Below are 22,174 nucleotides of genomic sequence, written 5' to 3'. Positions count from 1 at the left end.
CTTTTTTCTTTATTTTGTCACCGTTTTTGTTGTTGCTTTACTCGTATTGTTTGCTTTGTCTTTTGCCGTTACGCTTAAGACTGTTTTTTCTTTTTGCTTTTTAATTTTTACTGAGTATTGTCCTTTGCTGTTAGCAGCAGCAGAGCCAATACTTTTTTTGTTTACTGTTACCGTTACGGTAGCATTTGCTTCTGTTTTACCTGTTACAGCCGTACTTTTTGTTGTGACAGTATTTACGCTTGGTGCAGCAGGGGGTGTTTTATCGCTCACTTTTACAGTCGTAGCTTTACTTGTGTTGTTGGCTGCGTCTGCTGCTGTTACGCTGATTGCTGTACCTGCTTTTTGTTTTTTTATTGTAATGCTGTACTGACCTTTTGCGTTAGCTTTTGCTTTGCCAATTTCTTTATTGTTCACTTTCGCTACAACGGACGCATTTGCTTCTGCTGTTCCTTTAATAGCCGTATCCGCGTCGCTGACTGGATTTACTTTAGGTGTATTTGGAGCAATAACGTCACGCACCGTTACTTTTACTTCTTCACTTTCTTGCTGTTGGCCGTTTGTAGCCGTGATATACAAAACTGTATTTTCTTTTTGTTTTGGAATTTTTATTTTGAACGCGCCTTTGGCATCAGCTTTTGCTGAAGCAATCACTTTCTTAGCGCTGTTTTTAACATTTACCGTAAAATTCGCTTTAGACGTTCCTGTTACATACTCATCTTTATTCGTTACGGCTTTTACCGCTGGTTTGGCAGGTGCTTTTTGAACAACTGCACGAATGCTTGTGCTTGCTTTTCCGTTTGTTACAACCACTTGTAAAACAGTATCAGCTTTTTGAGCTGGAATGTTCACAGAGAACGTATTTTTTGCATCAGCTTTAACTGTGCCAAGTGTTTTTGAGCCGTTCATTACTTTAACAGTTGAACCGCTTTGAGCTTTACCTGTAACAACTTTTTGCGTGCTGACAAATGTATTTACCTGCGCTTGCAGCTGCTGTGCACTTACCGCGCTGTACGCATTTAAACGTCCCCATCCTGATACGTAATCGTAGCCTGGAGCAGGAGGTTCTGCTGGACTTTCTGCTGGACTTTCTTCGTCATCGTATACAGGAGCATCTTTTTCATCAAACTTAATATCTTTAGCTGTATCCGTTAGGCGTTTTTCAACGTCTTTTGGCTTTAAGCCTGGGTTTTGGGATAGCAATAATCCCGCAACGGCTGCCACGTGAGGTGTTGCCATTGATGTTCCGCTTAAATAAGTGACGTTTCCGTCTGGAACAAGACTTGGAATATCAGAGCCAGGAGCTGTAATATCTAATCCTTTTCCATAGTTTGAGTAGTCAGATACGATATCTAAACGGTTTGATGCGCCTACTGAAATCGCATAGGCAGATGAAGCAGGGTAAGAGAGCTCTTCCATACCGTCGTTTCCGCTTGCTGCTACAACCGTTACGTTATGGTCGTATGCATATTTTAATGAATATTCAAGCACGCGGCTGTAAGACCCGCCAAGGCTTAAGTTAATAACTTTTGCACCGTGATCAACCGCGTATTTAATACCGTACGCAATTTGTTCTGTATCTCCGCTTCCAGATGCGTCTAGAATTTTCACCGGTAAAATTTTTGCATGAGAATTAATGCCGGCCATTGAATAGTTATTGTTTGCAGAGGCTGCGATAATACCTGCTACGTGAGTTCCGTGTCCGTTGTCATCAGTTGCATTTGACGAACGATCCACGTAGTTATAGCCTGTTTTTGTATCCACCACGCCTTTTAAATCAGCTAGTGATGAATCGACGCCCGTATCCGCAACGGCAATAACTGTATCTTTTAACTTTTGACCGTTTAGTAATTTTTCAAGCGATTCGTACTGAATATCAGCATGCTGAGTACCGTCATTTTTACCCGTGTTATTTAATGACCATTGATACGGATATTGTGAATCCATTGAAAGAGCGTGGTACTCTTGAACCGGCTCGATAAATTCAGTTTCAGGAAGTGCCTGAATTTGTTTTGCCGTCATTTTACCTTGAGCAGATGACGTGCTGAAGCTTTTTCCATTGCTGTCATCTAATTGAATAACAAACATATTATCAAAAGAAGCGGCTGATTGTTTTAATGGATTAATAGATTCAATGCCTGCTGATTTTGACTGTGCTTTTGTTTTAAATGATTTAGCATTTGCACCATCTTTTAATTTAACAATATAGCGAGTTTCTGCTTTTGTTGAAACGCTGTTTGCGCTGACTAGTTTAGCTCTTACTAATACAGACGATACGTTTAAGTCCGTTACGTCTTTTAATTTTGTCTGCGCTGCTACTTTTTCTAAATCTTTCTTTAAAGCAGCCGGAACGGATTTATAAGCGATGCTGTATAAATCATTGATTGCTTTTTGATTAGCGCTTGTAATCATGTACGTGCTTGATGCGCCGTTTTTCGCCACATCTGTAAATAGACCCTTTAACTGAACTAAATCTTTGTATACTTGTTCGCGCATCGATTTATCAATAATCATTTTAGAGCTGATAAACGGAGCGGCTTTGTAATAAAGAGAAGAAAGGTCTTTTCCGCTTGCTGTTTTTGAAAGCACAGCGTCGCGAATCGTACGCAAATCTTTTAAAATACCTTTTCCATTTTCTTTTTGGCTTGTACTTAATTCAGCCGGGCATTCTTCTGCTTCCATTTGAGAAGGGGGAAGTGAAGCGCCTTCATAGCTGATTGTGTAAGGAACTTCTGTTTTTAATTCTGGCTGAGGTTCAGAAGGTTTTTTTCCATCTTCTTCTGTATCGTCTTCGATGATGATATCTTCATCTCCGTAATACTCAACCTTTACATAATAAGGACCAGTCCAGGCGATTGGAAAATCAAGCTGAGCAGGCTCGTCTTTGTAAGAGTATCCCATATAACGGTCAAATGCCACGTTGTTTTTGGCATTTTCAAGACTAGAGTAAACCGTGATGTTTACTTCGTTATCACTTTGAAGCTTAATTCGGTAGTGTGAAAACTGTGCTACGTCTTGCTTAGAAGGATTAATTTTGTACCAATGTGCTTGTTCTGGTTCGGTAAATGTTCCTTTTGCTGCTTTACCAATGCTTAATGTTTTTTCATTAGCAGGAGGATTTCCTGCTGCTTGTGTTTTCAGTAAGCCTAATTGGCTAAAACACAAGGTGAACATTAAAGCAAAAGCAATAAAACGATAAATTGACCCTTTTTTCATGTTAAACCTCCAAAAAATATAGTAAAAAACAGGAATTACATACCTATTAAACCATAAAGTTTAAAAAATTGTAAATAATTACTGTTGCTTATTTTGTTATTTTGTCAAGTTATTAATCTCATAGAATAAATGGTGAGATAAGTCCTAGTTGCAAAAAGTAGAAAAAATTGGAATAATAAAGATTGAGCCTGTTTATAAGAGGCGAGAGTACGCTGAAAAGGGAAGAAGGGAATGAGAATTATTTTTAAAAGCAGAATTCACTGGGGAAAATCTGATCGGTTTCTTTTTACCTGTGTTTATAAAGAGGAAATCGGGCTATATAAATAAAGATTGGAAAAATTTTCAGTCTAATTAAGTTCATTTGTAGCATATAATACGAGCTGGATTTCTTTTATAATAAACAAAAGCAAAGAAAGAGCAAATGGTGAAAAGGAGTGAAAGAAGTTGTCAAATGTGATGCAACGACAGGAAAAACGAATGAAGTTTGATGCCGAACAGCTTGCACCCCTTGATATTGATAAAGAGATAAAGAAGTTGCTAATAGAAAAAGGATTGCCAAAAGAAGCTTCACCATTTCTAGAGTTCGTTTCATCAAAAGGAAAATTAACAACGCTATGCGAAACATTTGAGTTATCATCTCGCTATCAACACTATTGGTTTTTAGGAACAACAGGCGCTGGAGATCCAATTTGTCTTCACCGCAAAAACGGTTCTGTTGTACTGCTCGATACGTCTAACGATGACTGCGAGCGCTTTATTAATACAACTTTTACACAGTTTTTGGCATGCTTAGATGTGTTTGAAGAACTAGTAGAAGAAACGATTCAAGCGAACGGAGAATCTGCATACTTAGAGAGACACATTCCTGCTGAGGTGCTTCAGCGATGCAAAAAACGTATGCATGAAATTGATGAAGCTTGTTTAGCCCCTTATTCTTTTTGGTTCAAAGAACTTTCTTTTTAATATAGTAGAAAAATAGACATGGCCGTTTTGGTCATGTCTATTCAGTGGCGGCTGCAGGGCTACTAATATAGATAGAATAAATAAAAATGATAGTATATAATGGATATAAATTCCTTTTTTTGGAGAAGGAGGAGGGTGCAAATGATTTCTTTATTTGGGTTGATGGGCGCGTTCTTTGTGCTGCTTGCCGGTGCGTCGTATTTCTTCTATAGAAGGAACTCACCCGTGCAGTACGGAATTTCACTTAGCAGCATGCTAATAAGCATATTTCTATTTCTGTATAGCATATTTGGAGTTGGCGGCTTTGAAGGAATGGGTCTTGGTGCTTTAGCGGCTGCTTTGTTCTTGGCATCGGTTCTGAGCTTGTTCGTCAGTGTGCTTTTTAATATCATAAATAGACACGGGAAAGGTGCTGTGTAAAATGAGAGAAATAACCTTTAGAGAAGCAGTGCGGGAAGATTTAGAACAAATTGTTGAAATGCTCGCTGATGATATGCTCGGAAGCAAACGAGAGCGCTACGAATTACCGCTTCCAGACTGTTATGTTCAAGCATTTCAGGCAATTGATGCGGATCCAAACAATGAACTGATTGTCGCATGTAAAGATAGTAAAGTAATAGGTGTTCAACAAATAACCTTTACGCCCCACATTGTACGGCAAGGCGGGTGGAGAGCAACGATTGAAGGAGTTCGAACAGCTTCGGCAGAGCGCGGGAAAGGGGTTGGATATCAGCTGATTACATGGGCGATTGAACGAGCGAAAGAACGTAACTGTCAGTTAGTACAATTAACAACCGACAAGGAACGGTCAGAGGCTTTGCGTTTTTATCAAAAGCTTGGGTTCACAGCTTCTCATGAAGGATTAAAGCTCCATTTGTAATAGGCTGCTAAGGGTTATGAACATAAAAAATAATAAGTATGAGAGAAAGAGAAGAGGTTGAGACAAAACGAAATTAAATTAATCGAAAGACGAACAAATGAGATACATGAACTGAACCTCTTGTGGCAGCGCAGTTAATTTCCGTGCAAGACTTCGCTTTCCGCGGGTGGCAGCTGAGCCTCCTCGTCGCATACGCTCCTGCGGGGTCTCACCTGTTCCGCTTTCCCCGCAGGAGTCTTCGTCTTGCTCTCCAATCAACCGCTAGAAGCACCTAAACAGATGAAATCTACGTTCACCCTCAACAAAAACACTTTTGTCTCAGCCACTCTTCTATGTCTAGCTTACTGCAAGAAACTAACGAAAATTGTTTTTAATAAATGTTTTTTCGTCCGATTCGCTGAGTCTGCCGGTTGCTTCTCCAACGTTGCCTCCTTGAAGGGTCCAAAAGTAATTATGATCTTCTACTACCGTACTAAAATCATTATTCTCCCATCTATTTAAGATTTGAAGAAGCTGATCTTTATGTTCAAATTCATTCATTTCTAATACATGTTTAACTTTTTGGATATTAGCCGAAGTCATTTCAACTGCCCCCCATTTATCAGGAGAATATACTTTTTGATGAGTCATTTGGTGCATCGTTTCAATGACTGTTTCTTCACTTGTAGATTGATTCAGTTCAACTTCGGGCTCAGGCGTTCCTCCTATGTAAGAAACTTGCTCTTCTAATTGTTGGTCTTTTTCCTTACTTTCTTTAGCTGCTGGAAGGGCAGATTTAGTATGGAAAGCGCTAATCAACCCAACACCTAATGCAATAATGACGGTACAGCAGGCTCCTATAAATGTCCAAAATAGGATTTTTTTCATAAAACGTTAGCTCCTCACTTCATAAAAAAATATGTATATATACCTAATTGTGTATAAGTATAAACTTATTTACTAGTATAGTAAATATAAGGTACTAGTATATTGCCATTGTAGCAGGTAGTGAGAATGACACGAAGTGGGGTAGCAGTACGAACAATTATTATTTGACACCTAAGGTATAAAAGAGTATACTTACATTAAACATAGTAATTATGTCGGATAAGTAGGTTATGGTGCTGTGAACAAGACTTCTACTGATAAAGAGGAGATCTAGTCCAAATCGTACAGTCCGACTTTGATGAGATGCTTTTAAGCATCTTTTTTTTGTGCAAAAAAACAGCCGCAGGGGCTGTTATAGGGCGTTAATTCTTCCTTTGTAAGCATCAATCAACCGCTGGTTATGTTCATCTGAACCTTTCATATTTCCGCTTAAAAAGACAGGAGGCGTAATGCCGCGGCTGAGCAGTTTTTGGATGGCTTTAGATAGGACATCATTTAGGATAGCGCCTCCAATTACAGTAGAACCAGAAGCGAAAGAAATGTCTTGCTGATGAAGAAGAACGTCTCCTTTTGGAATATGATTATTAATAACAAGATCCACGACATCATGAAGGTATTTTCCGCTTTTATGCCGCGAAGCCCGGCTCGTGGCATAAGAAGGAGAGGTAAGTCCGATAACAAAGGCGCCTTTTTCTTTTGCAATTAAGGCCACATCAATCGGAACGGGATTTACGCCCGACGTAGAAATCACAATCATGATATCACCTGGTACGATATCTTCTTTTTCCATAAAAGTGGAGGCATAGTCGTTTTTACGCTCTAGCTGTGAAGAGCGCGAAGCTCCTTTATGAAGCATCAGTTCTTCTACAAAAATAGGATGAATCGGTGCAAGCCCTCCGGAACGGTAAAACACTTCTTCCGTTAAAATATGAGAATGACCGCACCCAAATAAATGAATGAGGTGATGAGAATCTAATTGCTGTGAAATTTTCTCGGCTGCGGATTCTATTGCCTGCTGTTCATGTGCCTCCACTTTAGCAAGCAGTTTTGTTAGTTCCTGTAGATATAAACTAGACATAAAAAAACTCCTTAGTTAAGATCGTGTCATGTTAATCGTAAACTTATAACGGTCTGCTCGGTACGAAGACTTCACCACTTCAAGCGGCGTGCCGTCTTGCAAATACGTATTTCGTTGAATCAATAGAACGGGTGAATATGAGCTGATTCCAAGATGCTTCACTTCGGTTTCAGAAGCTAAAATGGATTCTAACGTTTGGTTGGCTTCGCCAATTTTTAGCTCGAGCTCTTCTTCAATATAGCGGTAGAGAGAGTCGTTAACAATGGATTCTGTTAAGCCTTTGACTAAGTTAGCGGATACATATACGCTTTCAAGCGCCATTGGCACGTCGTCAGCTAAACGAATACGCTTGATTTCATAAACGGGCGCATGAAAAGAAATGTGCAGCTGCTCGGAAATTTTTTCTGAAGCCGCAATAATTTCAAAGCTCAGCAGCTTACTGCTTGGCACCATTCCGCGCGCTTTCATATCTTCTGTAAAACTCGTCAATCCAACGAGCTGCTGCTCCAGTTTTTTTTCAGATACAAAGGTGCCGCGGCCTTTTTGACGGTATAAATAACCGTCGTTTACTAAATTGTTAATCGCTTGGCGCACGGTCATTCTGCTGATTTCAAATCGTTCTGCAAACTCTCGTTCAGAAGGAAGCGAATCATTTGGTTTTAACTCCCCGTTTTCAATTTGTTTTTTCAACTGTTCTTCAATTTGATAATAAATCGGAAGAGGTGAGCTTTTATCAATCACTTAAGTTCTCTCCTTTATGTAAACCTCCTCATCTAAAAAAGACGAGGAGGCTATAAATTAAACCGTAGTTGATACTTTAGCTAAAGCTTCTTGGTCCGCAATAATTGTAACACAGTGATGCTTTTTTAAAATAGATGCAGGGAAGTCTTCTGTGATTTCTCCGTTAAGCAGCTGATACATCGCTTCTGCTTTGGCTTCCCCGGAGATAAGCAGTAAAATTTCTTTACTTTTCATAATCGATTCAATTCCCATTGTAATAGCCTGAGTAGGCACTTCGTCAAGAGAATTAAAGTAGCGCGCATTGGCTTTTCGCGTTGACTCTTCTAACGTCACAATATGAGTAGGAGAGTTGAATGACGTACCAGGTTCGTTAAAGCCAATGTGTCCGTTTTGGCCGATTCCAAGAATCTGAAGGTCAATGCCTCCGTGATTTTGAATCATTTCATCGTAGCGGCGGCATTCTTCTTCAGGCGTATCAGCTAGGCCGTTAGGAACGTGCGTGTTGCTTACGTCAATATCAATATGATTAAATAACGCATCTGCCATATAGTAGTGATAGCTGTTTGGATCTTGCGGCTTCATACCGACATATTCATCTAAGTTAAAGGAAGTAACGTGTTTGTAAGACGTGCCGTGCTCTTTATGATCTTGAATTAAACGATCATATAATCCTTTCGGCGTGCCTCCTGTTGCAAGTCCCAGATTCATATTTGGCTTTTCATGAAGTTTGCTGATCAGCATATCAGCTGCTTTTGCACTCATTTCACTGTAGTTTTTCACTTGGATGATATTCATTGTTAGTCCTCCTTTTTAAAGCTCAATGTGCCTCGGCAAAATGTCATTTCAACATCTAAGTTTTCATTTAATACCACAATATCCGCATCTTTTCCAACCTTAAGGCTGCCTTTTTTATCGAACAGATTAAGCTGTTTTGCTGGGTTTTCAGCGGTCATTTTTACGATGTCTTCTAATGAGCAGTTCGTAAAGCTGATCGTGTTTTTAATCGCATCGTTCATTTTTAAGATGCTTCCTGCTAATGTTCCATCTGCAAGGGTAGCCGTTGTGTCATTTACGTGAACAGGCTGTCCGCCTAAATCATACGTACCGTTTTTTAGCCATTTGGCACGAAGAGAATCCGTGATAAGAATCATGCGTTCACTTGTAATTTGATCGTACGCAAGCTTGACCATTTCAGGTCGGCAGTGGATGCCGTCTGTAATGAGCTCTACAAATAATTCATCTCTCAAATAAGCGGCGCCTAATACGCCTGGCTCTCTATGGTGAAGGCCGCGCATGCCGTTATATAAATGCGTAATATGAGAAGCTCCTGCTTCGATGGCTTCACCAACTTGATCATATGTGCTGTCAGAATGGCCAATAGAAGCGACGACGTTTGTTTCTTTTAAATAAGAAGTAAGCGCTAAGCCGTTTGGCTGCTCGGGAGCTAATGTAACAAGTTTAATATGTCCTCCGGCTGCTTTTTGCCACTCTTGAAACAGTGCTACGTTCGGATCTTGAATGTGAGTAGGCGGCTGTGCACCCGCGCGTTTTGGTGAAATAAACGGACCTTCTAAGTGAATACCAACTACTTCAGCATCTGCATCTGTTTGTTCTTCTATATAAGCCCCCGCATTGCGAAGCGCTTTTCCAACCGCTTCATTCGACTGCGTCATAGTGGTTGCTAAAAAGCTTGTTGTCCCTTCTTTTGGTAGCGTGCGTGCCATTGTTTTTAATGCTTCTGCTGTACCGTCCATCGCATCGGCATTGTTAACGCCATGAATATGCACATCAATAGCACCAGGAATCACTTTATAGGAAGGAGAAAGCTCAATCACATGATCATTCGACTGACGTACGTATTGATGGATCTCTCCGATTTCAGTGATTTTCTTGTTCGTTAGTTTAATATACCCGTTTTTTAATGTCTGATTTTCACTATAAACGGTTACATTATAAATAATGATGGATGAATGTGTATCCATACATACACTCCTTTGCTCGTTGTATTGATTTAAGTGTAACGCTTTTTGGAATAGTTGTCTAGACCAGTTGATTCTTTTTTGTGAACTAGAAAGTTTTGTAAGGGCTTTTAACATTGATATAGAGAGGTTTTTAAAAAGAAAATTGGTATAGACAACTATATATTTTATGTGCTAGTATGAGTCCATGCAGTAAAACCGCTGTTATTTCAGCTGATGATGTAATCATAGGCCAGGGATGAATGCGGTAACTTGTCATCCGATAAATATTGTTACGAAAATCCTTGCTCGTAACATCGGGTTAAATATGTTATACAAAGGGGATAGAAACATGCTGAATTTTTTACAACGTATTGGTAAATCGCTTATGCTGCCAATCGCAGTATTACCTGCTGCGGCATTGCTTCTTCGTTTGGGTCAAAAGGACTTATTAGATATTCCATTTATGGCTCAAGCCGGAGATGCGATTTTTGCGAATTTAGCACTACTGTTTGCACTCGGAATTGCCGTAGGGCTTTCAAAAGATGGAAGCGGCGCAGCAGCACTTGCCGGAGTCGTTGGTTATTTTGTATTAACAAAAGGAACTGTAGCTATTGATAAAGACATTAACATGGGTGTACTCGGCGGGATTGTCTCAGGGGTAACGGCCGGTTTACTATACAATCGTTTCTCAGCGATTAAGCTGCCCGAGTGGCTTGGCTTCTTTGCAGGAAAGCGGTTTGTGCCGATTATTACGTCAGTCGTTATGCTTGCACTTGCAGGAATCTTTGGCGTTATTTGGCCGCCGATTCAAGATCAAATTAACAACTTAGGAACGTGGATTACAGGAGCAGGAGCGCTTGGGGCAGGTATATACGGATTTTTAAACCGTCTATTAATTCCAATTGGACTGCATCACGTGTTAAACAGCTTAGTATGGTTTGTATTCGGAGACTATCACGGCGTAACGGGAGACTTAAATCGCTTCTTTAAAGGAGATCCAACGGCAGGAACCTTCATGTCTGGATTCTTCCCGGTTATGATGTTTGGTTTACCCGCGGCTGCGCTTGCGATGGTTGCAGCAGCTAAAAAAGAAAAGCGCAAACAAGTCAGCGGTATGTTAATTGGGCTTGCTGTTACATCTTTTTTAACAGGAATTACGGAACCAATTGAATTTCTATTTATGTTCGTAGCACCGTTATTATACGTTATTCATGCCGTTTTAACAGGAATATCGATGGCTTTAGCCGTTGCCCTTGGCATTCACGCTGGATTTGGATTTTCAGCAGGGGCTATTGATTTCTTCTTAAACTACGGAATTTCACAAAAACCGCTGCTGTTAGCGGGAATTGGAATTGTATATGCAGTGATTTACTTTGTCATTTTCTACACGCTGATTAAAGCGTTAAATTTAAAAACACCGGGACGTGAAGATGATGAAGAAGTAGACACATCAAACGAAACGGTTGTAGCAACAGGCGATAAATATGTGGATATGGCATCGTATTTTATTGAAGATTTAGGCGGAAAAGAAAACTTAACTGTAATTGATAACTGTGCGACTCGTCTTCGTTTACAAGTAGCTGATGCCGGCAACATTAACGAAGCTGCCTTAAAGCGCCACGGAGCAAGAGGAATCATGAAGCTCAGCAAAACAAATGTTCAAGTCATTGTCGGAACAGAAGTAGAGTTTGTTGCAGACGCAATGAATCAATTAGTTAAATACGGTACAGCGTCAACCGCTGCACCTGTTGAACAACAGGCTGTTCAAGCAGACGCACACACAGAGTTTGTGTTACCGTTTGAAGGCGTTGTAAAGCCGCTTAGTGAAGTGGAAGATCAAGTATTTTCACAAAAAATGATGGGCGACGGTTTTGCGATTGAACCTGTTGAAGGAACGCTCGTATCACCGATTAACGGTGAAGTCATGACCGTATTCCCAACAAAACATGCGATTGGCTTAAAAACAACAGAAGGAATTGAAATCCTGATTCACGTTGGATTAGATACTGTGAATTTAAAAGGCGAAGGGTTCGAAGCGCTTGTTCGAGAAGGCGATAGCGTTCAACAAGGAACACCTCTTTTACAGGTGGATGTAGAGTATGTTAAAAAGAATGCACCGTCGATTGTGACACCAGTTGTATTTACTAACTTGCCAGCGGATAAAGAAGTGAAGCTGTTAAAAACAGGCTATCAAAAGCAAGGTACAAAAGACGTTATTACATTTTAATAAAAAGCTGGAACCAATGTGTTTTAGTAAAAGATCCGAATGATTCATCGTTCGGATCTTTTTCTTTTCTTCATAATTAAAAGAATTTTGTGTTAAAATTTAGTGTGTTTGATACAGCTAGTGCGGAGCAGAGAGGGAGTAGAACAAATGAAAAAAGAAGCGGCATTATTCATAGTAAAGGTGACGGCATGTTTATTATAGGAGCATTAGTAAATGGACTAGCGATTGTTGTAGGAACATTAATGGGTAAGCTTGCTCACCGCATTCCTGAAAAAGTAAGCGTGACGGTGATGCAAGTGATGGGGTTATCCGTTATTACGCTCGGTTTGCAAATGGGTTTTAAAAGTCATCAGTTTTTAATCGTAATTTTGAGCTTAGCCATTGGAGCGGTTATTGGTGAGTTCATTGATTTAGATGAAAAGCTAAACCTTTTAGGCAATATGATTGAACGAAAATTTCAATCGCAACAAAATGACAAGCAAACATTCAGTATTTCACAGGGCTTTGTGACAGGAACGTTGATTTTTGTTATTGGAGCGATGGCAATCGTAGGAGCATTAGACAGCGGAATACGAGGCGATCACAGCGTATTGTTTACGAAAGCGGTGATGGATGGGTTTATCTCATTATTATTAACGACTACGCTTGGAATAGGCGTCATTTTCTCAGCTGTGCCCGTGTTTCTGTACGAAGGCATCATTGCGTTATTTGCCACGCAAATTAATGCGGTTGTACCGCAAGATTTAATGAATAGTATCATTGCCGAAGTTACAGGAGTAGGCGGCGTATTAATTTTAGCAATTGGGATTAATTTATTAGAAATTATTAAAATTAAAGTTGCGAATTTATTGCCTTCGATTTTAATTGCGGTTGTGATTGTAGTTGTACAGCATACATATTTTTTGTATATATGAGCAAAAGTTAAGGGAGTAGCAGGTATAAAATGATACGTGGATAATGGTATAGAATGAACCAAAAACAAAAAGGAGGATTAAAAATGCCGAGTCCTGTTTTCAATAAAATGAATACGGTATTTATCCACGTATCCAATTTAAAGTCTTCAGTAAAATGGTATAGCGAGCTACTGAGTCAAGAATACAAGATGAGCGAGGTGAAGGACCCCGTTTATAATCTTAAAATTGATGGAGAAACGGGGTTAACACTAGACGCGGGTCCTGAAGGAACAGAAAAACAAATAGCGGCTAGCTCTCATCCAATTTTTAATTTCCATACGGAAGATATTAAAGAAGCGTATGAATTTGTTAAAGGGATGGACTATACGATTGAGTCTCCGATTACTTCTTTTGAGGATTTTTCGTTTTTTACGATAAAAGATCCGGATGGACATGTGGTCATGATTTGCACAGGTTAAGTCGTTAGCTCCAGAAGTTTAAGGTATAGTATACTAATAATAAAACCCTAATGAGATGAAGTAAGGAGAAATACTGCTTATGAAAGACAATCAACCGATTACAGCTCTTATTGCTGCACAAGTGGAGAAGTTAGCACATCAATTTGGCTATGATTTTTTATCTGAAAAACAAGGGAATCAAACGCTTTGTCAAATTCTTCAGCGAGATGAAGACGGATCTATTTTGGCAACGCCGCTTAGTTTTCATTTACATATGAATGAAGACAAAGGGACAGGAGGTATTATTTACTACCATGAACAAGGAGAATTTAAGCGCCAGCAGGTGAATGTCTATGAAGAAAATAGCCTTGTGAACGTGTTGTTATTTATCCAAGAGCGGTTAAAGGTGAATCGATAGAAGCAAGTTTCCTAACATATGCAAGAAAAAAGCAGGAAGTTAGTTCCCTGCTTTTTTTCTATGAATTGATATAGCGCAATCCTACGCGGTTATTAAAAATTTGGTTGTGATTTTTGAAGATAAAAGCACCTGCTGCGTGATCAATCACCAGCTCGTTGTCGTACACTTCTTCCATGTCGTCATCAACAATAAATTCTAAGTCTTCAACCGTTACAACTTTTTCATAGGATTGAAGGCTGCGCTTTGAGACGATCTTCATTTCATAAATTGTATTAACAATATCGCAGCTTCCTCGATCAAAAGAAAGCTGAATCATTTGATTTTGTTCTACGTTCCGCAACGCTTCTTTTGCAGAAGGAGTGACGCGTATATTCATAATGATATCCTCCTTTTTCTACCCTCAAATTAAATTGTGTAAAATGTATTTAGCAATACTTTACTCGATTTTTATATCACCGGCAAGAAAAAAGCTTTCTTATATTATTTCCCTTTCGAACCAGAACAAAACGCTGCTTTTTTATCATCTTTTCATAAAGGCGTACATAGATATCACCTGTATGTGATTAAAGGAAAAAGAATCGCCTATAGAAAAGCGCCGATTCGTAATTCTTAGGTGTAAATGCTTAAAAATAGGAATATATTGTAATAAAATAAGAAGTTAAGTCATTTACCTATTTTAATAGTTATTGAGATAGTTTTGAATAATTGGTTTTATTTTCAATATATTGGGTACTTAAGTATAGTACTTTGCACACGATATTGCACCGAAAGACACCGGTTTATCGGACTAATTATTGTCTTATTTTGTCGAAGTAGTAGAATTTATGGAAACCATTCCTTATCATGTACAAAGTGACTAACAAAATACATAGGAGGTTCTGGTGTAGATGAGTGAGAAAGATCAAAACAGAACAACAGACGAAACAGCGGCTTCGCTAGAAACAGCGTCCGCTCCCAAAAAAGCACCGGCTAAATGGATTATCATTTTAGCAGCTTTAATTGTGATTATTGGAGGAGCAATTACATTTGCTACGGTATTTAAAAAATCTCCTAAGCAATTATACTTAATTTCTGAAGTAAATACGTATCAAAAAGCAGCTGGTGAATTGGAAACAAAGTACAGTGAAACGATGGCTTATCAGGAAAAAGCGATGAAGCAGCCTTCTACTACAAATGCTACTATCAAAGGCGGCTTTAACATGGATTCACTTTCGTATGATCCAAGCTTTAAAATGATTCAAGATCTTATCAGTAAAGCTGAAATTAAAATTAAAGCGGAACAAGATCCGAAAAAAAGTGAAGGATACGGTTCACTGGCTCTTAATATCGGCGGTTCAAAAGCGCTTGACCTAGAAGGTTTTCAAACGAAAGAAAGAATAGGCTTTAAAGCCCCGATTCTAGCAAATGAATATTTCTATTTAAACTTAGACGAATATGGACAGGTAGCGCGTAAGTTCGATCCTTCGTATTCAGGTCCTGAAACGCTTGATATTAACACGAGCAACGTAAGTTTAGAAGATTTAAAGTTAACGGAAAAAGAAAAGACCTACATTGCAAAAGAGTACGGAACGTTCATTTATGATGAGTTAGACAGCGATTATTTTACAAAAGAAAAAAATGTGAATTATAAAACAAATGGCAAAACGCTTCAGTTAACAAGCGTGACGCTTAACATGTCTGACAAAGAAACAAAACAATTTATGGATAAGCTTATTGCAAAGGTAGCAAAAGATGACAAGCTTCATACTATCTATGCAAATCACGTGTCTAAGCTGTTTAAATCTTCAGCAGCGACAAATCCAGAATTAAAAGATATGGCAGATCCAAAAGAATTGAAAAAATCAGTAAAAGAAAGTCTTCAAGACTTCCAAAAAGAAGCAAAAGATACGACTTACCCTGGCGGTGTTAAATCAACTGTGTACGTTCAAGATGATGTTGTTGTAGCTCGCGATATGAACATGGGCGTAAAAAATGCTTCTAACGATAAAGGAAAACTTAACGTCGTAACTAAAAATATTCCGTATGAAGATAACAAAACGGCGAAGCAGTTTAAAGCAGTTCTAGCGGATAGCACTACCGATGATGCGTTTACGTTTGATATTAAAAATAACGTAACAACGGAAAGTGAAAAACGCAAAGAAAACATGTCTATTCATTTGTTAACAAAAGATTCAAAAGATGAAGACACGAATATGACGTTTAAAATGAATTCAGTAATCAACGGTAAAACCGATGCGAAACAAACGGCTGACCGTACTTTCTCTTTAGACTTAGGTGATCAAGAAGATCTAGTAGTAAACGGGGAAGTAAAGCAGAATCAAGCAATAAGTGCTTCAAAAGGAAAAGCAGATTATTCGTTTGATATTCGTACAAAAATAGGACCAAAAGCAGATCCGGCAAACGTTACGTTAAAAATTGACTCTGCTTCTCAATTGAAAAAATCAGCAGCTATTCCAGAGCTTGACGCATCTAATGCAACAAATGTAAAAGATGTAACGCCTGAAGATATGCTGTCGATTCAAGAAAATTTCGCTAAAAATGTTCAAGGTCTCATGATGAATATGGGAACCGCTGGTTACTAAAAGGTGCAAAGCAGATGAAGATATATTTCTCTTTGACTCTTTTTACGTGTAAAGCTCTATTGAAAAATATAAAATCTCTCATACTGCTAATAATGATCCCTGCTCTGTTTTTACTTGGAGCAGGGATCATTATTAGTCAGACCATGCAAAGTGAGGAGAAGGTAAATCGGTTCCCCGTGGCAATCGTGGATAAAGATGATACTGCACAGACGAAATACGTCATCGAACAGCTGACTGAAGGTAAGCTTCGCAAGATCATGAAGCCGCTTTACACGAATGAACAGAAAGCTAAACAGCTGCTGCAGCAAAATAAAGTGGCAGCTATTGTAACGCTGCCAAAAGGTTTTAGTCACGATATTGCTCATGGAAAAAATCAGCCTTTACACGTCATTGGAAACAGCAATAAGCCGCTTCAGTCACAGCTCTTTCGCTACGTGATGGAAAGTGCAGCCGACTACACGTCAGCCGCTCAAAGCGGTATTAATACGGTTGATACCTTTTTAGAAAAAGAAAATGTTTCCGATGAAAATAGACGCGCAGAGTTTAAGAAGAGCTTAGTAACGTTTGGGCTTCACGTGTTAGATAGAGGAAGTTTATTTGATGAACAAGTAGAAACGAGTTTCTTTCAGCAGGATATGAAGCAATATTATGTCTTGTCTTTTGCTGCTTTGCTGCTTATGATTTGGAGCTACGGCGGATGGCTGCTTGCTAGTGAAACGCAGACTTCTCCCGTGTTGGCTCGAATGAAAACAAGAGGTGTATCGTTTGTCCACATTTATTTAGCGCAGCTGACGGCTCTGTTTGTTTTTTTGCTGCCGGTCTCTGTCGTTTTGTTTGGTAGTCTCATTAAAGGACTAAAACTGCCTGTAAGCGGTACGTATGGAGAGCTTTTTTTAGGGGTAAGCGGAAGCTTGCTTGCTTTTTTATGTTTGTTTTTACTGCTTCGGGTTCTTTTTTTATCACAAAAAGCTTATCAAATAACCGGTTTGCTGTTTATTTTGCTGAGTGCGATTTTAAGTGGACATGTTGTGCCGGTCGTCTATTTACCAGACTGGGCGAATGTTTTTCAGAAATGGTCACTCAACACCCGCGTCTTGGAGCTGTTATTTTATGAATTTGATGGATATAACACAAACGAAGCTTTTCTTTACCTTAAGCCTATTCTCATTACGGCAGCGGGAAGTTTTCTTCTTGCTGCTGGCTACGTGATGACGCTGCAAAGGCGGTGGAGAAAATGATTAGCGAGAAAATAAAGCAGCTGCTGAAGCGCCCCATGCTTGTTATCATGATTTTCTTTTTACCTTTAATAGGAACGGTTATTAGCAGCTCGTTTTTAGCAAAAGTACAAAGTGATTCAAAAATACCTGTTGCTCTTGTCGATCAAGATCATAGCAAAATGTCTAAGCAAGTGATGGATCGACTGCAGAAAACAACAGAAATTCAGTTTCTTTCTCTGAGCGAAGAACAAGCGAGAAAGCAGCTGGCCAAAAATAAAATTGACAGCATTTTTATGTTTCCTAACGGATTTCAACAAGAAGTAGAAGAGGGGAATTATCAAGGAGTCATTGATTTGCTCACGCTGCCTTCTTCAGTTGCCACAGAAGCGGTTCGAGAAGTCGTGGCGAGTGAAGTGACAAGGTTAACGACAAATGTTAAAGCGGCAAATGAAGTGCGTTTTTTATATAAAGTTTATCACATTCATGCAGGACCGGATTTATGGAAAGAAGCGTATCACTATACCGATAACCAGTGGAAGCCAAAGCCGCTGATGACAATTGATTACGAGGCGCAAGGAACGAAGCATACGAAGCAAGGGAGCGCTCAAGTGACCGGATACGTGCCGCTATGGGGATTCTTTACGCTTTTACTTTGCTGTATCACATCAGATTGGATGATTAAAGAGCGGAAACATCTTTTCAAACGAATGAAAACGATGCAAAAAGGACTTTACGGTTATATTCGAAGCGTCAGCACTGCTTATGCTGTGCTATACGTGCTTCAAGCTCTCATAAGCTTTGCTCTATTTAAATGGCTTTATGGAGTAGAGTCTTACGGTGTGCTGCTGTATATGTGTATCTATGTGATTGTGTGCGTTGTTTTTAGCACGTGGCTTGCAAGTGAAAGTCAGCGAGTTGGATCTTATTATATGATCAGCGTTGTCACGGTCACAGGACTCAGTATAATAGGAGGGAGCTTTTTCCCGGTAGGAGAGCTTTCTGCAACGATTGAAAGAATAAGTCAGTGGCTTCCGCAGCATCTGCTTCTGTATCAGCATGCACTGCCGCTTACGTTTATTTGGAAAGAGATAGCTGTTTCCATTGCATGTATATGTTTGTGCGCGTTTAAAATAGTGTGGAATGTGAGGAGCATCAAATGATTGAAATTAACAATGTTAGCAAAACATACGGAAAAAAACGGTCGTTAGCAAATGTTACACTGACCGTAGAAAGTGGAGAAGTCATTGGGCTTTTAGGGCCAAACGGCGCTGGTAAGTCGACGCTTCTGTCTATTTTGTCTACCATTACGGCTCCTTCAAGCGGGAATGTCACGATTGGAGGCTTATCGCTTAAGAAAAATCAAAAAGCGATTCGAGAAGTCATTGGCTACGTTCCACAAGATATAGCGCTGTGGGAAGAGCTTAGCGTAAAAGAAAACATGAAAATGTGGAGCAAAATGACTTCACACTCCCTGTCGAATGAACAGCTTCAGTCTCTTTGCTCAGCTGTACAGCTCGAAGGAAGATGGAAAGAAAAAGTGAAAAATTTATCAGGAGGCATGAAGCGAAAGCTAAACATAGCCGTTTCACTTATTCATGAACCGTCCGTTTTGTTAATGGATGAGCCAACGGTCGGAATTGATTTGCAGTCCAAGCTTGAAATCATTCGTTATATCAAACAGCTGGCGGCAAAAGGAAAGACGATCATCTATATTACCCATGATTTGAATGAAATCTTAGGCGTGTGTGATCGGTTTGCGGTCTTAAAAGAAGGAAAGCTGGAGTTTGTCGGCACGATGGACCAAGCGAAGGAAAAGACTGGGGAAGGTGCAGAAGAGAACGTTGTGTATAAGCTGCTGCATGATTAAGAGTAAGCAATAATAAAAAAAGAGCCGCTTCATGAAGAAGCGGCTCTTTCTATTATGCTTGTGTAACTTCTTGTTCTGGTGAATGACTTTCAGGCTGCACGCGTTCTTCCTCAGGAAGGGCACGTACTTCCACTTCTTTCATTTGGTGACCGTCCATTTCTTTTGCAATAAACTCGTATCCAAAAAGTTTGAACGATTCGCCTTCTTGAATATCGATATTTTGCATCAGCATCCAGCCGCCAATTGTATCGATATCATCATTTTCAATTTCGATATGAAGCACTTCGTTGACTTCTTCAAGCAGTACTTTTGAGTTAAAGACAAAATGCTGATCGCTGATTTTTTGAACAAGCGGCTTTTCATCTGTATCAAACTCATCTCGAATTTCTCCAACGATTTCTTCTAAAATATCTTCAACGGTAACGATACCTGCTGTACCGCCGTACTCGTCAATCAACACAGCCATATGCGTACGTTTCTTTTGCATCGAGCGCAATAGGTCTTGAATCGCTACAGTTTCAATTACTTGAATAATAGGATTCATATAAAGCTTCACGCTTTGCTTTTTTAACGCATCGTTAATTACGACATCGTTTAGAATCTCTTTGACGTTGACTAAGCCGATAATATTATCTTTGTCTCCGTCAACAGTAACAGGGTAGCGAGTGTAGCGATCTTCTACAGCAAGCTTTAAGAAATCTTCAATGCTGTCGTCTTCAGAAACAGCTGAAATTTCTGTTCTTGGTACCATGATTTCGCGAGCAACACGGTTATCGAATTCGAAAATGTTGTTCACATACTTATATTCAGACTGGTTAATTTCCCCGCCTTTAAAACTTTCTGATAAAATAATGCGCAGCTCTTCTTCACTGTGCGCAAGTTCATGCTCTGAAGCTGGCTTTAATCCAAACATGCCAGTTAATAAACGGGCAGAACCATTTAGTAACCAAATGAAGGGGAACATAATTTTATAGAATAAAATTAACGGACGAGCAAACAATAATGTCACTGTTTCAGCTTTTTGAATCGCAAATGTTTTTGGCGCTAATTCACCAACAACTACGTGAACAAACGTTACAAGGGCAAATGCGATAATGAATGAAAGAATATGTGTTAAAGATGCAGCAACACCCAGTTCTTCAAACAGAGGTTCTAAAATCTTCGCAACAGTCGGTTCTCCTAACCAACCGAGTCCTAAAGCAGTAATCGTAATACCAAGCTGACACGCAGATAAATACTCATCTAAGTGTGTCGTCACGGTTTTAACCGCATTCGCTCCTTTTTTTCCTTCAGCAACAAGTTGATCTACCCGTGAACTACGAAGCTTCACAATTGCAAACTCTGAAGCAACGAAAAAAGCAGTGAGTACAATTAAAATCGCAAAAATAATTAAGTTAATGGTTATCAATGAATATACTTACTTTATAGCACTATAAAGTAAGTAAACACCTCCTGTAAATAGTAAATTTACGACAGCAGCAGCAGTAAAGAGTGCAAAAGAGTGACGCTCTCTGGTGAAAGCCGATTCAACATTACTTTTCGATCTTCTTCATTCAGCTTTTCCATCAGCGGTGCAACTTCTTTTAAACTGTCGTTTAGTACGTAAAATTTGGATACTAATTCGTCTTTGGAGTGGCTATTCTCGGATTGCTCTATAGAAAATAGAGAAGAAATCTCTTCAAGAGAACGGCCTTCGCTTTTTAATTTTTCAATTAAGTAAAGACGTTTCAGCGCTTCTTCGTTATAAAAGCGATAGTTAGAAGCAGAGCGTTCTGCTTTTAACAACCCAATGTTAGTATAATAGTCAACCGTGCGTTTCGTTACATGTGCCATCTCTGCAAGTTCGCCAATTTTGTATGTCGCAACCCCATCAGAATACCACCTCCTTTAACTATGTCAACCATCACGTGATGGTTTTTATCTGCGTAACTATTTATCTTTTATTCTATCGTAATTAAGTATACGCGCGTAAGATCAAAAAGTTTCATTTTTTTATTAGCATTCAGTATATCTCAAAATAAGGTAGTTTGACAAAGATTTTATAAAAAAAACTCGCTTATATTAAGCGAGTTTTTTAGTAGGATGACGTACGATAGTGTGCATGCGTTCATACACATATTGAATACGTTCAGTATATTCTATGAACTCAAGGCTCATTGGAGATAGCTGATCAGCAATACGGTGCATAATAGCAGCTTCTTCTTTTAACGAATCTAAATTTTGAGTTCGGTCAATTCTTGCTTTAAATGGTAACGAAATCATGTTATTCACCTCGTTGTTATATTACTTGTTATGAGGCGCTATGTCCGTGACTTTTATCACTCTAGTCAAAGGTGATAACGTAATTATTTGATGTTTGCCGGCATTTTGTGTAGGATGTTTAGAAAAGGGTTTTTATGGGAGAATGAAATGAATTTAAAACGAATGCACCACGTAGCCATTATAGGAAGTAATTATGAACGTTCAAAAGCTTTTTATGTAAATGTGTTAGGATGCAAGATTATAGAAGAAACATATAGAAAAGAAAGAGATTCATATAAGCTAGATTTAGAAGTAGCTCCTGGCTATCAAATTGAGTTGTTCTCGTTTCCAAATCCGCCACAGCGTCCTTCAAGACCTGAAGCGTGCGGCTTACGCCATTTAGCTTTTGCGGTTGAAAGCGTAGAGGATTCCAAGCGTGAACTAGAGCAGCAAGGGATTGATGTGGAACCTATTAAGGTAGATGAACTAACGGGAAAAAAATTCACATTTTTTGCTGATCCGGACGGGTTACCGCTAGAGCTTTATGAAGAGAAAAAGGGGGAATAAG

The 22,174-nt window shown here is 39.2% G+C and carries 23 protein-coding genes; 12 read left to right on the top strand and 11 right to left on the bottom strand.

Going from position 1 to position 22,174, the window contains the following annotated elements:
- Positions 1-9: 9 nt before the first annotated feature.
- Complete coding sequence (locus tag SB717_RS03330) at positions 10-3,213, bottom strand: S8 family peptidase (protein WP_410903202.1); 3,204 nt, start codon at positions 3,211-3,213, stop codon at positions 10-12.
- 453 nt (positions 3,214-3,666) lie between these two features.
- Between SB717_RS03330 and SB717_RS03325 the strand changes: the two genes are divergently transcribed.
- The 3 genes from SB717_RS03325 to SB717_RS03315 all read left to right on the top strand — a co-directional run bounded on the left by SB717_RS03325 (position 3,667) and on the right by SB717_RS03315 (position 5,056).
- A complete protein-coding gene (locus tag SB717_RS03325) occupies positions 3,667-4,176 on the top strand; it encodes an SUKH-4 family immunity protein (RefSeq protein WP_410903440.1) in 510 nt (169 codons plus the stop codon).
- Positions 4,177-4,317: 141 nt separating this feature from the next.
- The gene (locus SB717_RS03320) at positions 4,318-4,596 is read left to right on the top strand and encodes a YesK family protein (protein ID WP_013055877.1); all 279 of its coding nucleotides are present in this window, start codon (positions 4,318-4,320) and stop codon (positions 4,594-4,596) included.
- 1 nt (position 4,597) lies between these two features.
- Positions 4,598-5,056, top strand: a complete 459-nt coding sequence (locus SB717_RS03315) for a GNAT family N-acetyltransferase (RefSeq protein ID WP_410903201.1) — start codon at positions 4,598-4,600, stop codon at positions 5,054-5,056.
- Positions 5,057-5,134: 78 nt separating this feature from the next.
- Here the strand turns inward: SB717_RS03315 and SB717_RS03310 are convergent, their stop codons facing one another.
- The 6 genes from SB717_RS03310 to nagA form a co-directional block, all read right to left on the bottom strand.
- Positions 5,135-5,314, bottom strand: coding sequence for a hypothetical protein (locus tag SB717_RS03310; protein ID WP_410903200.1), 180 nt, complete (start codon positions 5,312-5,314; stop codon positions 5,135-5,137).
- 96 nt (positions 5,315-5,410) lie between these two features.
- Entirely contained in the window at positions 5,411-5,923 is a 513-nt protein-coding gene (locus tag SB717_RS03305) for a DUF6241 domain-containing protein (protein ID WP_098621582.1), read from the bottom strand.
- Positions 5,924-6,275: 352 nt separating this feature from the next.
- Entirely contained in the window at positions 6,276-7,001 is a 726-nt protein-coding gene (locus SB717_RS03300; RefSeq protein ID WP_410903199.1) for an SIS domain-containing protein, read from the bottom strand.
- Positions 7,002-7,016: 15 nt separating this feature from the next.
- On the bottom strand, positions 7,017-7,742 hold the full coding sequence (locus tag SB717_RS03295; protein ID WP_410903198.1) for a GntR family transcriptional regulator: 726 nt from the start codon (positions 7,740-7,742) through the stop codon (positions 7,017-7,019).
- A 57-nt stretch (positions 7,743-7,799) separates the two neighbouring features.
- Positions 7,800-8,537 carry a glucosamine-6-phosphate deaminase gene (gene nagB, locus SB717_RS03290; RefSeq protein ID WP_033578330.1) on the bottom strand — a complete coding sequence of 246 codons (738 nt, stop codon included), beginning with the start codon at positions 8,535-8,537 and terminating at the stop codon, positions 7,800-7,802.
- 2 nt (positions 8,538-8,539) lie between these two features.
- Positions 8,540-9,724: an N-acetylglucosamine-6-phosphate deacetylase gene (gene nagA, locus SB717_RS03285; protein ID WP_410903197.1), complete on the bottom strand. Its 1,185-nt coding sequence runs from the start codon at positions 9,722-9,724 to the stop codon at positions 8,540-8,542.
- A 328-nt stretch (positions 9,725-10,052) separates the two neighbouring features.
- Here nagA and nagE point away from each other — a divergent pair, with 328 nt between their 5' ends.
- The 4 genes from nagE (at position 10,053) to SB717_RS03265 (ending at position 13,699) form a co-directional block, all read left to right on the top strand.
- Entirely contained in the window at positions 10,053-11,930 is a 1,878-nt protein-coding gene (gene nagE / locus SB717_RS03280) for an N-acetylglucosamine-specific PTS transporter subunit IIBC (protein WP_264133673.1), read from the top strand.
- Between the two features lie 188 nt (positions 11,931-12,118).
- On the top strand, positions 12,119-12,844 hold the full coding sequence (locus SB717_RS03275) for a DUF554 domain-containing protein (protein WP_410903439.1): 726 nt from the start codon (positions 12,119-12,121) through the stop codon (positions 12,842-12,844).
- Between the two features lie 83 nt (positions 12,845-12,927).
- Complete coding sequence (locus tag SB717_RS03270) at positions 12,928-13,302, top strand: VOC family protein (protein WP_410903196.1); 375 nt, start codon at positions 12,928-12,930, stop codon at positions 13,300-13,302.
- A 79-nt stretch (positions 13,303-13,381) separates the two neighbouring features.
- The gene (locus SB717_RS03265; protein WP_410903195.1) at positions 13,382-13,699 is read left to right on the top strand and encodes a hypothetical protein; all 318 of its coding nucleotides are present in this window, start codon (positions 13,382-13,384) and stop codon (positions 13,697-13,699) included.
- Between the two features lie 58 nt (positions 13,700-13,757).
- On the opposite strand, the gene SB717_RS03260 is transcribed toward SB717_RS03265, so the two are convergent.
- Complete coding sequence (locus tag SB717_RS03260; RefSeq protein ID WP_410903194.1) at positions 13,758-14,075, bottom strand: iron-sulfur cluster biosynthesis family protein; 318 nt, start codon at positions 14,073-14,075, stop codon at positions 13,758-13,760.
- A 511-nt stretch (positions 14,076-14,586) separates the two neighbouring features.
- Between SB717_RS03260 and SB717_RS03255 the strand changes: the two genes are divergently transcribed.
- The 4 genes from SB717_RS03255 to SB717_RS03240 are packed head-to-tail and all read left to right on the top strand — an operon-like array spanning position 14,587 to position 19,365.
- Positions 14,587-16,281: a hypothetical protein gene (locus tag SB717_RS03255; protein WP_410903193.1), complete on the top strand. Its 1,695-nt coding sequence runs from the start codon at positions 14,587-14,589 to the stop codon at positions 16,279-16,281.
- A 14-nt stretch (positions 16,282-16,295) separates the two neighbouring features.
- On the top strand, positions 16,296-17,519 hold the full coding sequence (locus SB717_RS03250) for an ABC transporter permease (RefSeq protein WP_410903191.1): 1,224 nt from the start codon (positions 16,296-16,298) through the stop codon (positions 17,517-17,519).
- Positions 17,516-18,658: an ABC transporter permease gene (locus tag SB717_RS03245; protein ID WP_410903190.1), complete on the top strand. Its 1,143-nt coding sequence runs from the start codon at positions 17,516-17,518 to the stop codon at positions 18,656-18,658. Before SB717_RS03250 ends, SB717_RS03245 begins: the two co-directional genes overlap by 4 nt.
- Positions 18,655-19,365, top strand: coding sequence for an ABC transporter ATP-binding protein (locus tag SB717_RS03240; RefSeq protein WP_074678614.1), 711 nt, complete (start codon positions 18,655-18,657; stop codon positions 19,363-19,365). Before SB717_RS03245 ends, SB717_RS03240 begins: the two co-directional genes overlap by 4 nt.
- A gap of 52 nt (positions 19,366-19,417) precedes the next feature.
- Here SB717_RS03240 and SB717_RS03235 read toward each other — a convergent pair whose 3' ends face one another.
- The 3 genes from SB717_RS03235 to SB717_RS03225 all read right to left on the bottom strand — a co-directional run bounded on the left by SB717_RS03235 (position 19,418) and on the right by SB717_RS03225 (position 21,627).
- A complete protein-coding gene (locus tag SB717_RS03235) occupies positions 19,418-20,773 on the bottom strand; it encodes a hemolysin family protein (RefSeq protein ID WP_033578338.1) in 1,356 nt (451 codons plus the stop codon).
- A 59-nt stretch (positions 20,774-20,832) separates the two neighbouring features.
- The gene (locus tag SB717_RS03230) at positions 20,833-21,198 is read right to left on the bottom strand and encodes a MerR family transcriptional regulator (protein ID WP_074678612.1); all 366 of its coding nucleotides are present in this window, start codon (positions 21,196-21,198) and stop codon (positions 20,833-20,835) included.
- Positions 21,199-21,426: 228 nt separating this feature from the next.
- Complete coding sequence (locus SB717_RS03225; RefSeq protein ID WP_071276339.1) at positions 21,427-21,627, bottom strand: hypothetical protein; 201 nt, start codon at positions 21,625-21,627, stop codon at positions 21,427-21,429.
- A gap of 147 nt (positions 21,628-21,774) precedes the next feature.
- Here SB717_RS03225 and gloA2 point away from each other — a divergent pair, with 147 nt between their 5' ends.
- A complete protein-coding gene (gene gloA2 / locus SB717_RS03220) occupies positions 21,775-22,173 on the top strand; it encodes an SMU1112c/YaeR family gloxylase I-like metalloprotein (RefSeq protein WP_410903189.1) in 399 nt (132 codons plus the stop codon).
- Position 22,174: the final 1 nt, after the last annotated feature.

This window comes from Priestia sp. SIMBA_032, from assembly GCF_046535215.1.
Taxonomy (GTDB): Bacteria; Bacillota; Bacilli; order Bacillales; family Bacillaceae_H; genus Priestia; species Priestia aryabhattai.
Note: the sequence above shows the minus strand (reverse complement) of the source record. Positions and strands in the feature narration are given on the sequence as shown.